We start from the raw sequence: 13,176 nt of genomic DNA, 5'->3' as shown, positions 1-13,176 counted from the left end.
GGCGAAGGTACGAAAAACGCCCCGGCGGGGTGGCCGGGGCGTTTTGATAATACGAAGGTCAGCGATGCTTACTGCCCCTGAATGGCCTTTACACCCGCTTCGGCCACGGCGTGGTCGTCCTCCACGGTGCTGCCCGACACGCCAATGGCACCAATCACGCGGTTGCCCGAGTCCATGATGGGAATACCGCCGGGGAAGCTGATGAGGCCGCCGTTGGAATGCTCAATGTTGTAGAGCGGGCCGCCGGGCTGGGCCAATTTGCCGATTTCACCGGTGGGCATGTCGAAGAAGCGGGCCGTTTTGGCCTTCTTGATAGAAATGTCCAGCGAGCCCAGCCACGCATCGTCCATGCGCACGAAGGCCGTGAGGTTGGCGCCGGCATCCACCACGGCAATGTTCATTTTGACGCCCATGTCGAGGGCTTTCTGGTGAGCGGCCTGAATAGCGGCCTGGGCTTGTTCGAGGGTAATTCCCATGGTGCGGAAGGAAAAAAAAGGTTGGAGAAGCGCCGGCAATGCTTGCCACGGACTCTCAACCCGGGCAGCCGCCGATTGTTGCGCCCCCGCCGCCCCGTTAGCCAATGGCAATAGGCGGGCTCAGCGCCCACCACCAGGCCGCGGCGGCCACCACGGCCACCAGCACCAGCCCCCAGGCCACGTGCGACGGCTGGGCCCCCTGCACAGTGAGGTCGAAGGAATCGCTGATGCAGCCCAGAATCAGGGGAAACAGCAAAAGGCCCATCATTAAAAGGTGCAGAAACTCGTGGATGGAAAAGTAGGGCTGCTTGGCCAGCGCAATAAATATTCCGCCCAGCACCCAGGGCGCCATCAGGGTGCTGAGCACCATGCGGCGACGGTTTTTGAACTGCATCAGCGTGTGAGAATCGTGCGCTTGCAGAAATGGCACCGTGGCCAGACGGCCCACACCCAGCTGGACAATGCCCCCCAGCAGCGCCACCGCCGTATCGGCGCCATTGCCGACGCGCATTATCCAATCGGGCACGTACCAAAACCCTTCCTGGCGCAGCGAATCGGCCAGCAGCGACCCCAGGATGGAATTGCAGGCGTGAAAGGCAATCCAAAGCAGCAGCAACTTGAAAAGGCCGGGGCGGGCCCGTTCGCGCTTCCAGTACCACCAAAACGCCCCAAACCCGACCACCAGGCACACCATCGGCCCGATGCCGTACGTGGCAATGACGCTGTGCTGCGACCATTCGCGGTCGGCCACCGTGAAAATAATGCGGCTGGGGTCCCAGTTGCCCTGCAGCAGGTACCGTTTCGACATGGCCACTTTGGCGCCCTGGTGCAGCCCCCACACTATATAATAGGCCAGCACGTAAATGACGGTGCTGTTGAGTGCGGCTATCAGAAACTTTTGGCTATCGGTGGGGCTTCGCGAATCGGTCATGTCAGGCATTGTGGTAGAAGCGGATAGCGGAATAGTGAAATCAGAAAATAGCGCCGCTGAAATACAAACGGCAAAACTAACCCCGGCTTCTTAATTCAGTCAACCCGGCCCGGGCGCCGGAGCCACGGGGCAAACTGGCTTTTGCGGCCCGGGTTTCGTACCTTCGTGCTCTGAAAAACCGCCCTCTGTGAAGAATATCCGCAATTTTTGCATCATTGCCCACATCGACCACGGGAAAAGCACCCTGGCCGACCGCCTGCTGGAGTTCACCAGCACCGTGGCCAAGCGCGACATGCAGGCCCAGTTGCTCGACAACATGGACCTCGAGCGCGAGCGGGGCATCACCATCAAGAGCCACGCCATTCAGATGCAGTACCCCTACAAAGGGGAAATCTACACGCTGAACCTGATTGACACGCCCGGCCACGTCGACTTTAGCTACGAAGTGAGCCGGAGCATCGCCGCCTGCGAAGGCGCCCTCCTGATTGTGGACGCCTCCCAGGGCATCGAAGCCCAGACGATTTCCAACCTCTACCTCGCCATCGGGGCCGATTTGGAAATCATCCCCGTGCTCAACAAAATCGACCTTCCGCACGCCATGCCGGAGGAAGTGACCGACGAAATCGTGGACCTCATCGGCTGCAAGCCCGACGACATCATCCACGCCTCGGGCAAGGCCGGCATCGGCATCGAAGCCATCCTGAACGCCATCTGCGAGCGGGTGCCCGCACCCTCCGGCGACCCAGAAGCCCCGCTGCAGGCCCTGATTTTTGACTCGGTATTTAATTCCTACCGCGGCATCGAAGTCCTGTTCCGCATCAAGAACGGGGTGATGAAGAAGGGCGACAAGCTCCGCTTCATGGCCACCGGCAAGGAATACGGCGCCGACGAAATCGGCATTCTGGGCCTGAACCAGGAGCCCCGCCAGGTGATGGAGGCCGGAAACGTGGGCTACCTCATCTCGGGCATCAAGGAAGCCCGCGAGGTGAAGGTGGGCGACACCATCACCCACGTCAACCGCCCCACGCCGGAAGCCATCCAGGGCTTCGCCGACGTGAAGCCGATGGTTTTCGCCGGCATTTACCCCGTCGATACCACCGAGTACGAAGAGCTGCGCTCCAGCATGGAGAAGCTGCAGCTCAACGACGCCTCACTGGTGTGGGAGCCCGAAACGTCCGTGGCCCTGGGCTTCGGTTTCCGTTGCGGCTTCCTGGGCATGTTGCACATGGAAATCGTGCAGGAGCGCCTCGAGCGCGAGTTCAACATGACGGTCATCACCACGGTGCCCAGCGTGCAGTTCCACGCCACCGGCACCAAAGACCAGCTGCTGACCATCAACGCGCCGAGCGAAATGCCCGAGCCGAATCTAATCAAGTACATCGAAGAGCCTTACATCAAGGCCCAGATTATCACGGCTTCAGAATACGTAGGCCCGATTATCACGCTGTGCATGGAAAAGCGCGGCATCATCAAGGGCCAGAGCTACCTAACTTCGGAGCGGGTAGAAATGAGCTTTGAGCTGCCGCTGTCCGAAATCGTGTTTGACTTCTTCGATAAGCTCAAGTCCATCAGCCGCGGCTACGCCTCGCTCGACTACGAGCTGATTGGCTTCCGTGAGTCCGACATGGTGAAGCTGGATGTGATGCTGAACGGCGAGAAAGTCGACGCCCTATCGGCCATCGTGCACCGCTCCAAGAGCTACGAGTGGGGCAAGCGCCTCTGCGAGAAGCTACGCGAGCTGCTGCCCCGCCAGATGTTCGACATTGCCATTCAGGCTTCGATTGGGCAGAAAATCATCGCCCGCGAAACCGTGAAGGCCCTGCGCAAAAACGTAATTGCCAAGTGCTACGGCGGCGATATCAGCCGCAAGCGCAAGCTGCTCGAAAAGCAGAAAGAAGGCAAAAAACGGATGCGCTCCGTGGGCTCCGTCGAGATTCCGCAAGAGGCGTTTCTGGCGGTGCTCAAAATTGATTAATTTGAAAAAGGCGGCTTTCGGGCCGCCTTTTTTTATGCGTTTTTGTCATGCTGACGGAGGAAGCATCTTATCACGGCGGCCTCTGTCAGACTTACCACCACCCAACAGCGAAGGCGTGAAAAGGTCCTTCACTACGCTCAGGATGACAGCCAACCCATGAATTCAACCACCAACTCCAACCTCATCGACGGCAAGCAAACCGCCGAAGACATCAAAGCCGAAATCGCCACCGAAGTAACGGCCCTGAAAGCCGCCGGCCAGAAGGTGCCCCACCTCGCCGCCATCCTCGTGGGCCACGACGGCGGCTCCGAAACCTACGTCCGCAACAAGGTGCTGGCCTGCGAGCGGGTGGGCTTTGCCTCTACGCTGTTGCGCTACGAGGACGACATCACCGAAGCGGAGCTGCTGGCCAAAGTAGATGAGTTGAACCACGACCTGGAAATCGATGGCTTCATCGTGCAGTTGCCGCTGCCCAAGCACATCGACCCGGAGAAGGTCATCGAAGCCATCCGGCCCGAGAAGGACGTCGACGGCTTTCATCCCATGAACATCGGCCGAATGGTGGCCGGTTTGCCGGCGCTGCTGCCCGCCACGCCCTCGGGCATTGTGGAGCTGTTGGCTCGCCAGGGCATCAAAACCAGCGGCAAGCACGCGGTGGTTATTGGTCGTTCCAATATCGTGGGCACGCCGGTTAGTATCTTGCTGGCTAAGAACTTGGATACGGCCAACTGCACGGTTACCTTATGCCACTCGCGCACCGAAAACCTGGCCGAGATTTGCCGGACGGCCGACATTGTGGTGGCGGCCATTGGCCGGCCCGAGTTCGTGACGGCCGACATGGTGCGGCCCGGCGCCGTGGTGATTGACGTGGGCACGACCCGCGTGGCGGATGCGAGCAAGAAGAGCGGCTTCACGCTGAAAGGAGATGTGAATTTTGCCGAGGTGGCGCCTCTGGCGTCGGCCATCACGCCGGTGCCCGGCGGAGTGGGCCCCATGACCATTGCCATGCTTTTGCTGAACACTTTGCGGGCCGCGAAGGGCGAAATTTATCCCAAATCGGCGAGCTGATTTTTTAGGAATATTTGGTTATCGTAACCCGAACCCGTACTTTTAAAGTCCGGCCTTGGAACAGTGTGTCCCATCGCCAGCGTTTGGGCTGCTTGGCTACCCAACGCCGATTTAGACATGATACCAGTGAATTTACTTTCTCCCGAAATAATTGTACCATCCGGTGAAGAGCCGATGGATTATCAGAGCGTGCTGCTTCCGGTGATGGAGCAGTTTTACACCATCCAGGGCGAAGGCTACAATACCGGCCGCGCGGCGTATTTCATCCGGCTGGGCGGCTGCGACGTGGGCTGCGTCTGGTGCGACGTGAAAGAGTCGTGGGACGCCGACGCGCACCCCCGGCAGTCGGTGGCGCAGCTGGTCGAAAATGTATTGGCGTACCCAGGGCGCAATGTCGTCATCACCGGCGGCGAGCCGCTGATGCATAATTTGGGGCCGCTCACGGCCGCGCTCCGCGCCGCTGGCTGCCACACCTGGATTGAAACGTCGGGGGCGCATCCGCTTTCCGGGCAGTGGGATTGGGTGTGCGTATCGCCCAAAAAATTCAAAGCGCCGCTGCAGGAAGTGCTGGACGCTGCGCACGAATTGAAAATCATCGTGTTCAACAACTCCGATTTTGGCTGGGCCGAGGAGCACGCCGCCTTGGTGCCGGCCACTACGCGCTTATACTTGCAGCCCGAGTGGAGCCGCGCGGCGCGCATGACGCCCGAGCTGGTTGAATACGTGAAGCAGCACCCGCAGTGGCAGGTGTCGCTGCAAACCCATAAGTATCTGGACATTCCTTAGCGTACCCTATGCGTCGCAATACAATGTTGGGGGCGTTGCGCCTCGGAGTAATGTGTGTGCTGGGCCTGACGGCGGCCGAAACGGCCCAGGCCCAGCTGACGCCCAAAGTGCAAACACCTACCAATACCAAGGCGCGGTCGCTGCTGGAAAAAGCCCAGCAACAGACCAAGGAACGCGACTTCGTGAAGGCCGTGGAAACGCTGAACCAGCTCAATGAGAAGTTTCCCTCCTTCGGCGAAGCTTTCCTGCTGAAAGGCTCGTTGCTCAAGGCCATGGGCGACAACCGCAACGCTATGGCCGCCTACCGCGACGGCCTGGGCAAAGTGCCGCTCGAAGCCGTGCATGCTTCGGAGTACCAGCTGCTCGGCGACCTAGCCCTGAGCTACGGCGACTACCAAACGGCCCTCGACGCCTACAAGAACCTGCTGAAAGTAGCGCCCAAAACCCAGAAGAATCTGGCCAAATCGCAGCGCCAGCTGCTCACCTGTGAGTTTGCCCTGGATGCCATCAAGCATCCGGTGGGCGAAGCCCCGGTGGCATTGCCCGCACCGATGAACGCCTTCAAGTTTCAGTACTTTCCGGCGCTTACAGCCGACAACCGGTTTCTGCTCTTCACTGGCCGCCCGGCGGCCAGCAGCGGCGAAGACCTGTATGTGAGCCGCCAGAGCAAAGACGGTGGCATGGGCGCCCCCGTGCCGATTTCACCCGCCATTAACTCCAGCTACAACGAGGGCGCGGGCTCCATCTCAGGCGATGGTAAGACGCTGGTATTTGCCTCCTGCGACCGTCCCAAGGCCATTGGCAACTGCGACCTGTACATCTCGCGCCGCACGGGCAACAACTGGAGCACCCCGGTAAACCTGGGTACCAACGTCAACTCCACGGAGTGGGACTCGCAGCCCTCGCTCTCGGCCGACGGCCGGACGCTGTACTTCACCTCCACGCGCCGCGGCGGTCAGGGCCAGGAAGACATTTACGTGAGCACCCTGCAGCCCGACGGCAACTGGAGCATGGCCCAAAACGTGGGCACACCTGTGAACACGGCTGGCAAGGACATGGCCCCGTTCATCCACGCCAGCGGCACCACGCTTTATTATGTGACCGACGGGCTGGTGGGCATGGGCGGGCTCGATGTGTTTCGGTGCGAGAAGAATGCGAACAACAGCTGGAGTACCCCACGCAACCTGGGCTACCCGCTAAATACGTTCGAGAACGAGGCCTCGCTGTTCATCACTTCCGATAACCAAAAAGGGTTTTGCTCCCGCACTAAGGCGTCGGATGAGCCAATGGGGGGCTACCGCCTGGCCCGGGAGCGGCCAGTGGAGCTGTTTAGCTTCGCGGTGCCGCCGCCCGTGAAAGCCCGCGAAACCAGCACCTACACCCAGGGCCGCGTCTTCGATGCCAATACCAAAAAGCCGCTCAAGGCCGAGGTGAAGCTCTACGACCTCGACACCGATGTGCTGACGCAGTTTGTGACCTCCGACCCCGAGTACGGCGACTATACCGTGGTGCTCAACGAAGGTCACCACTACGCCATGTACGCCGCTGCCGACAAGTACCTGCTCAAAAGCCTCAGCTTCGATTATTCCAGCCAGCGCACCTTCGACCCGCTGTCGCTGGATATTTACCTGGAGCCCGTGCGCTCGGGCCGCAGCGTGGTGCTGAACAACCTGTTTTACGACACCAACAAGTACGAGCTGAAGCCGCAGTCGCGCACCGAGCTCAACCGGCTCATTGAGTTCCTGCGCCAGTACCGCGACGTGCAGATTGAAGTATCTGGCTACACGGACAACGTGGGTTCGCCGGAAGCCAACATTCAGCTCTCGCAGCGCCGGGCCCAGGCCGTGGTCGAGTACCTGTCGAGCCACGGCATCAGCAGCAACCGGCTCCGGTCGAAGGGCTACGGCGAGGGCCACCCGCTGGCCGCCAACGACACCGAGGCCCACCGCCAGCTGAATCGGCGTATCGAACTGCATATTTTGTAAGCTGGTTGGTAGCAAAGCAACCCAAATGGCCTCCGGTGGAAATTTCTGCCGGAGGCTATTTTACTTAAAGCAAGGCTTTAAGCAAGTGGAAATTTAATAGCATTCGCGCTCAAAAAAATATGGTTCGCCCGTTGGCGGGCTTTTTTTTTGGCTCAGGTTTAGATTTTTTAATTCAAATGAAATAACTTTAAATCAGGTGTTTATAATTAGTAGTAAAAATCATTTGATTAAAAAAGTGCTATAAAAATGTTATTTTGTGCAAATGAAAATTGTGACTACGTTTGAACAGGCCGACAGCAATGCAAATGGCCTTTCATCATACGTTTCACCATTCACCCCCACAATTCATGAAAAACTTGTTCCTGGCTGCCTGCCTTGCTGCGGGCGTGTATACGGGCTCGGCTGCCATGGCCGGCCCCGGCGACGGTGCCTACTCGCCGGCCATGATGGCCCGTGCGACCACGCTCACCCGGGCGCTGGCGCGGCACATCCACTTCAACGAGGCCCAATACCTCGCCGTGAAGCAGCTGCACCTGAATATGCTCACGGAGCGGCGCGACCTGGAAATTCTGCTCAATGGCGCTAGTGCCGAGGAGCGCGACACCCGCCTGTCGCAGGCCCAGCAGCGCTACGAGTTTGAACTGGCCGCCCTGCTCCAGCCGCAACAGCTGGTCGCGTACCAGTCGCTCCGCAACAACTTTACCGCGCACCGCCTCAAATAGGCTTTTGCTGCAGCCCCGGTACGTTTGGTAGCGGGGCTGCGGTACCGCACCCCATGAAACATTTTGAATATCGATTGCTGGATACCGTGAGTGGTTTTTTCAGCGGCATTGATTACCAAGAACTGACTAATCACCTGAACGCACTGGGCCGGGAAGGGTGGGAGGTGGTTTCCGTCGTGGACACCATTTTCACGTCGCATCAAACCCGTGGGCTGCTCGTCACCCTCAAGCGCGAGGTGCTGGCCTAAAGCAGCCTACGCACCCATACAACGCACAAAAAGCAGGGCCCTGAAACGAATTCGTTTCAGGGCCCTGCTTTTTGTTTATCCGAAAGCCGTTAGGCGCGGGCGTCGATGCCCACGTAGTCGCGCTCCAGCTCGCCGGTGTAAATCTGGCGGGGGCGGCCGATGGGCTCTTTGTTCTCGCGCATTTCTTTCCACTGGGCAATCCAGCCGGGAAGGCGGCCCAGGGCGAACATCACGGTGAACATCTCGGTGGGAATGCCCAGCGCTTTGTAGATGATGCCCGAGTAGAAGTCCACGTTCGGGTACAGCTTGCGGTCGATGAAGTACTGGTCCGTGAGGGCGGCCTGCTCCAGCTCCTGCGCGATTTTCAGCAGCGGGCTGTCCTGCATGCCGAGGGCCTGCAGCACCTCGTCGGCGGCTACTTTGATGATTTTGGCGCGCGGGTCGAAGTTCTTGTACACGCGGTGGCCGAAGCCCATGAGGCGGAACGGGTCGTTCTTGTCCTTGGCTTTGTTGATGAACTTGCTGGTGTCGCCGCCGTCGGCCTCAATGGCTTCCAGCATCTCAATAACTTCCTGGTTGGCACCGCCGTGCAGCGGGCCCCACAGGGCGTTGATGCCAGCCGAAACCGAGCCATACAGGCTGGCGTTGGCCGAGCCCACTAGGCGCACGGTGCTGGTGGAGCAGTTCTGCTCGTGGTCGGCGTGCAGGATGAGGAGCTTGTTGAGGGCGCTTACCACTACGGGGTTCATTTCGTACTTCTCGGTGGGGAAGCTGAACATCATGTAGAGGAAGTTGGCGCAGTAGTCCATGTCGTTGCGCGGGTAGTTCAACGGATGGCCCATGTTGTTTTTGTAGGTCCAGGCCGCGATGGTCGGCATCTTCGCCAGCAGGCGGATGATGTTGAGCTCCATCTCCTCGGGGCTGAGGTCGGGCGACACGCTCTGCGGGTAGAAGCCGGTGAGGGCGCAGATGAGCGACGAGAGGATGGCCATGGGGTGCGTGGCCGACGGGAAACCGTCGAAAATCTTGCGCATGTCCTCGTGCACCAGCGTGTGCTTGGTGATTTGGCCGCTGAAGTGCGCCAGCTCGGCCTCAGTGGGCAGCGCGCCGTAAATCAGCAGGTAAGCCACTTCGAGGAAGCTCGATTTTTCGGCCAGCTGCTCAATGGGATAGCCGCGGTAGCGCAGAATGCCTTCTTCGCCGTCGAGGAAGGTGATGGCGCTTTTGGTGGCGCCGGTGTTTTTGTAGCCCGAATCGAGGGTCACGTAGCCGGTTTGGTCGCGTAGCTTACCGATGTCGAATGCTTTTTCGTGTTCGGTGCCTTCGATGACGGGCAAGGTGATGGATTTGCCGTCGAGGATGAGTTCAGCAGATTCTGCCATGGGCGGGAGGGGTGATAAAAAATACGGTGCGAAACTAAGGCATAAGCCGTAAGCCGGGAAATTTCCGGGGCTGCGGCACGCTGTTCACTACAACGGAAGGGCCCGCATGGTTTCGCAAATTCGCCCAAAAAGCGCCCTGAATGCGCTTGGCATCGTTTGCGAAGATTTCGCGCCGCCAGTAGTTAAATCGGCGTTAAAGCTCTATTACTTGCCAATGCAGAACTGCGTGAAAATGCTGGTGAGCAAATCCTCGGAGGAAATCTCGCCGGTGATTTCACCCAAGGCGGCCAGGGCGTGGCGCAGGTCGGCCGCCAGCAGTTCGGTGCCGCGGCCGGTGTCGAGGCCAGCTTGCACGGCCGCCAGGTGAGCGGCGGCGGTTTCCAGGGCCCGCGCGTGGCGCACGTTGGTGACAATGGTGGCCGAAGCCGTATTTTCCAGCGCCGAGCCGCGCACCTGAGCTACCAGCGCAGTTTGCAGCGCCTCAAGCCCTTGGTTATGCCCGGCCGCCAGGAGCACGAGTGGCGCCGAGACAGTTGTGGCTGCTGAATTAGCGTAATCAGTTGATTCAGAATCAAACGCCTGCTCAAACGCCCGCAGGGTTTCGGCAGACGCCAAATCCGTTTTGTTGCCCACGGCCAGTACCGGCAAGTGCAGGCCGGTGGTCAGCTCCTGAATTTCGGCGCGGACTTCGGCTGGGGTTATTTCGGATAAATCGAATAGATACAAGAGCAAAGCGGCCTGACGCACGCGCTGGCGGGTGCGCTGCACGCCGATGGCTTCGACTTCGTCGGCCGGGTTGTCGCGCAGGCCGGCGGTATCCACGAAGCGGAAACGCAGGCCGTCGATACTCACCTCGTCCTCAATGAAGTCGCGGGTGGTGCCGGGAATGGCCGAGACGATAGCGCGCTCCTCGCGCAGTAAGGCGTTGAGCAGCGTGGACTTACCAGCGTTGGGCCGGCCGGCAATCACGGCGGTGATGCCGTTTTTGATGACGTTACCCAACTCGAAGGAGCGAAGCAGTGCCGCCACCACGCCGCGCACTTCCGCGAGCAGCCGGGCCAAGCCGGTGCGGTCGGCAAACTCCACATCCTCTTCGCCAAAATCCAGCTCCAGCTCCAGCAGCGCGGCAAACTGCACGAGTCGGGCGCGCAGGTCGCGCAGCTCCTGCGAGAAGCCGCCGCGCAGTTGGTTCAGGGCCACTTTGTGGCTCAGGGCCGAGTCGGCGGCGATGAGGTCGGCCACGGCTTCGGCCTGGGCCAGGTCCATGGCGCCGTTGAGGAAGGCGCGCTTGGTAAACTCGCCGGCTTCGGCCAAACGGGCGCCGTGGCGCAGGAGCAGCGCCAGCACCTGGCGTACCACGTAGTCGGAGCCGTGACAGCTGATTTCCACCACGTCCTCCCGGGTGAAGGAGCGTGGGGCGCGGTACAGGGCCACCACCACTTCGTCGATGATTTCGGCGCTGGCCGGGTCGCGCAGGGTGCCGTAGTGCAGGGTGTGGCCGGCTGCCTTCGTCAGGCTTTTATTGGAGAAAACTGTCGCCGTAATGGCTACCGCCGCCGGGCCCGAGAGGCGCACCACGGCCAGGGCGCCCGCGCCGGGCGGCGTCGACAACGCGACAATGGTATCGGAAAAAATTGTCTGAACCACTGATTCTGCGGATTAATCGGATTGGTCGGATTTTGTGGACGTTGACCGCCCATTCAGCTTTATTCCGTTACAAACAAATTGCGGCTGACTTCGGCCGAAATCAAAGCCGTGCGCTCCTTATTGATGCTAAGCTCAAAGGAGTTATCAAATGCTACCTTATCCAGTACTTCAACCACAGCGCCGAGCTGCAGGCCTACTTTGTCGAGGTATTGCAGGAAAGGCGCGGTGGTGTTTTTGACGGCGGCCAGGGTGCCGCGCTCGCCGGTGCAGAGGTCGGCCAGCAAGCGGTGGGCGGGGCGGCGCATGGCACCATCCTCGGCCGGAATGGGGTCGCCGTGGGGGTCGAGGGCGGGGTGGCCTAGGAAGGCGTCGAGCCGGCGCATGAGCAGCGGCGACTGCACATGCTCCAGTTCCTCGGCCACGTCGTGCACCTCGTCCCAGCTAAAGCCGAGCTGCTGCACCAGAAATACCTCCCAGAGCCGGTGCTTGCGGATGGTGAGCAGCGCCAGCCGTTCGCCCTCAGCCGTGAGCTGCACGCCGCGGTAACGCTCATAGTTGAGCAGGTTTTTCTCGGCCAGGCGCCGCAGCATGTCCGTGACTGAAGGGGCCCGGGTGGCCAGCGCCGCCGCGATGCGGTTGGTGCTCACGCCGGCCGTTTCGGGCTCGGCTTCGGCCAACTTGAAAATGGCTTTCAGGTAATTTTCCTCGGTGTGGCTGGGCATGTAATACAAAGAACGTCATGCTGAGCGTAGCCGAAGCCTCACTACCGCAGCAGTAAAATTGATTGCTTGCGCGGTAGAGATGCTTCGACTACGCTCAGCATGACAGGCGGCCTACCATTTAATCAGCGCCGAGGCCCAGGTGAAACCGGAGCCGAAAGCGGCCAGGCACACCAGGTCGCCGCGCTTGATTTTGCCTGCCTGCACGGCCTCGCTCAGGGCGATGGGCACGGAGGCGGCGGTGGTGTTGCCATAGCGCTGGATGTTGCTGAATACTTTGTCGTCGGTCAGGCCCATTTTCTGCTGCACGTACTGGGTGATGCGCAGGTTGGCTTGGTGCGGGATGAGCATGTCGACGTCGGTGGACTGGTAGCCGTTTTGCTCCAGGGCCTCCTTGATGACCTGCGGGAAGCGCACCACGGCGTGCTTGAACACGTTCTGGCCGTTCATGTAGGGATAGAGGTCCTGCTTGTTAGCCACCACGTAGTCAGCGCGGTTGTCGCGGTTTGAACCCGGCTCCTTCACAATGAGCTCCTCGGCGAATTCGCCCTGTGCGTGCAGGTGGGTGCTCAGGATGCCCTGGCCTTCGGTGGTGCTGGGGCGCAGCACTACGGCACCGGCGCCGTCGCCGAAAATGACCGAAACGCCGCGGCCCTCGGGCGATTTGTCCAGGCCCGAAGAATGGATTTCGGAGCCCACCACCAGCACCGTGTCGTACATGCCGGTGCGGATAAACTGGTCGGCCACCGAAAGGGCATACACGAATCCTGAACACTGGTTGCGCACGTCGAGGGCGGGGCAGTTATTGCTGATGCCCAGCTCGCGCTGCAGAAGCACGCCGGAGCCGGGAAAAAAGTAGTCGGGCGAGAGCGTGGCAAATACAATCATCTGCACGTCGTTGGCCTCGACGCTGGCCATTTCTAGGGCCTTGCGGGCGGCGTTGGCCCCCATGTTGGCGGTGGTGTCCTTGCCTTCCTCAAACCAGCGGCGCTCCTGAATGCCGGTCCGCTCCTGAATCCAGGCATCGGAGGTGTTCATCAGGGGTTCGAGCTCGGCGTTGGTAACCACGCGGCTGGGAACGTAGTGGCCGACTCCGGCGATGTATGAATGACGTAGCGTGGCCATGGGCTTGAGGGGAGTAAAGTGGGAATTCTGAGCGGATAGAAGCGCCAACGGAAACTGCCGGGCACTCATTCAACCAGAAGGGTTGACGCAAAATGGGCGCAAAGGTGGTGGT

The 13,176-nt window shown here is 60.2% G+C and carries 12 protein-coding genes; 6 read left to right on the top strand and 6 right to left on the bottom strand.

Annotation, left to right across the window (positions count from 1 at the left end; genetic code table 11):
* Window positions 1-68: 68 nt before the first annotated feature.
* Together Q4S41_RS11105 and Q4S41_RS11100 are read right to left on the bottom strand one after the other, a co-directional pair.
* Window positions 69-476, bottom strand: coding sequence for a GlcG/HbpS family heme-binding protein (locus tag Q4S41_RS11105; RefSeq protein ID WP_305031181.1), 408 nt, complete (start codon window positions 474-476; stop codon window positions 69-71).
* Between the two features lie 97 nt (window positions 477-573).
* Window positions 574-1,407 carry a hypothetical protein gene (locus tag Q4S41_RS11100; protein WP_305031180.1) on the bottom strand — a complete coding sequence of 278 codons (834 nt, stop codon included), beginning with the start codon at window positions 1,405-1,407 and terminating at the stop codon, window positions 574-576.
* A gap of 187 nt (window positions 1,408-1,594) precedes the next feature.
* On the opposite strand from Q4S41_RS11100, the gene lepA reads away from it, so the two are divergent.
* The 6 genes from lepA to Q4S41_RS11070 all read left to right on the top strand — a co-directional run bounded on the left by lepA (window position 1,595) and on the right by Q4S41_RS11070 (window position 8,191).
* Window positions 1,595-3,382 (top strand): translation elongation factor 4, encoded by a 1,788-nt coding sequence (gene lepA, locus Q4S41_RS11095; protein WP_305031179.1) that lies wholly within the window; start codon window positions 1,595-1,597, stop codon window positions 3,380-3,382.
* Between the two features lie 156 nt (window positions 3,383-3,538).
* Window positions 3,539-4,450: a bifunctional methylenetetrahydrofolate dehydrogenase/methenyltetrahydrofolate cyclohydrolase FolD gene (gene folD / locus Q4S41_RS11090; protein ID WP_305031178.1), complete on the top strand. Its 912-nt coding sequence runs from the start codon at window positions 3,539-3,541 to the stop codon at window positions 4,448-4,450.
* 174 nt (window positions 4,451-4,624) lie between these two features.
* A complete protein-coding gene (locus Q4S41_RS11085; protein ID WP_305031295.1) occupies window positions 4,625-5,236 on the top strand; it encodes a 7-carboxy-7-deazaguanine synthase QueE in 612 nt (203 codons plus the stop codon).
* A gap of 8 nt (window positions 5,237-5,244) precedes the next feature.
* Window positions 5,245-7,221, top strand: a complete 1,977-nt coding sequence (locus Q4S41_RS11080) for an OmpA family protein (protein ID WP_305031177.1) — start codon at window positions 5,245-5,247, stop codon at window positions 7,219-7,221.
* Window positions 7,222-7,568: 347 nt separating this feature from the next.
* Complete coding sequence (locus tag Q4S41_RS11075) at window positions 7,569-7,943, top strand: hypothetical protein (protein WP_305031176.1); 375 nt, start codon at window positions 7,569-7,571, stop codon at window positions 7,941-7,943.
* Between the two features lie 53 nt (window positions 7,944-7,996).
* Entirely contained in the window at window positions 7,997-8,191 is a 195-nt protein-coding gene (locus Q4S41_RS11070) for a DUF4177 domain-containing protein (RefSeq protein WP_305031175.1), read from the top strand.
* An 89-nt stretch (window positions 8,192-8,280) separates the two neighbouring features.
* Here the strand turns inward: Q4S41_RS11070 and Q4S41_RS11065 are convergent, their stop codons facing one another.
* From Q4S41_RS11065 to Q4S41_RS11050, 4 genes are all read right to left on the bottom strand, one after another.
* Window positions 8,281-9,573, bottom strand: coding sequence for a citrate synthase (locus Q4S41_RS11065; RefSeq protein ID WP_305031174.1), 1,293 nt, complete (start codon window positions 9,571-9,573; stop codon window positions 8,281-8,283).
* 204 nt (window positions 9,574-9,777) lie between these two features.
* Complete coding sequence (mnmE, locus tag Q4S41_RS11060; RefSeq protein WP_305031173.1) at window positions 9,778-11,220, bottom strand: tRNA uridine-5-carboxymethylaminomethyl(34) synthesis GTPase MnmE; 1,443 nt, start codon at window positions 11,218-11,220, stop codon at window positions 9,778-9,780.
* A 59-nt stretch (window positions 11,221-11,279) separates the two neighbouring features.
* Window positions 11,280-11,942: a metal-dependent transcriptional regulator gene (locus tag Q4S41_RS11055; protein WP_305031172.1), complete on the bottom strand. Its 663-nt coding sequence runs from the start codon at window positions 11,940-11,942 to the stop codon at window positions 11,280-11,282.
* A gap of 111 nt (window positions 11,943-12,053) precedes the next feature.
* Window positions 12,054-13,064: a 3-oxoacyl-ACP synthase III family protein gene (locus tag Q4S41_RS11050; protein WP_305031171.1), complete on the bottom strand. Its 1,011-nt coding sequence runs from the start codon at window positions 13,062-13,064 to the stop codon at window positions 12,054-12,056.
* Window positions 13,065-13,176 lie beyond the last annotated feature (112 nt).

This window comes from Hymenobacter convexus, from assembly GCF_030580955.1.
In the GTDB taxonomy this organism is placed as follows: Bacteria; Bacteroidota; Bacteroidia; order Cytophagales; family Hymenobacteraceae; genus Hymenobacter.
This window is presented reverse-complemented; position numbering and strand designations above follow the sequence as displayed.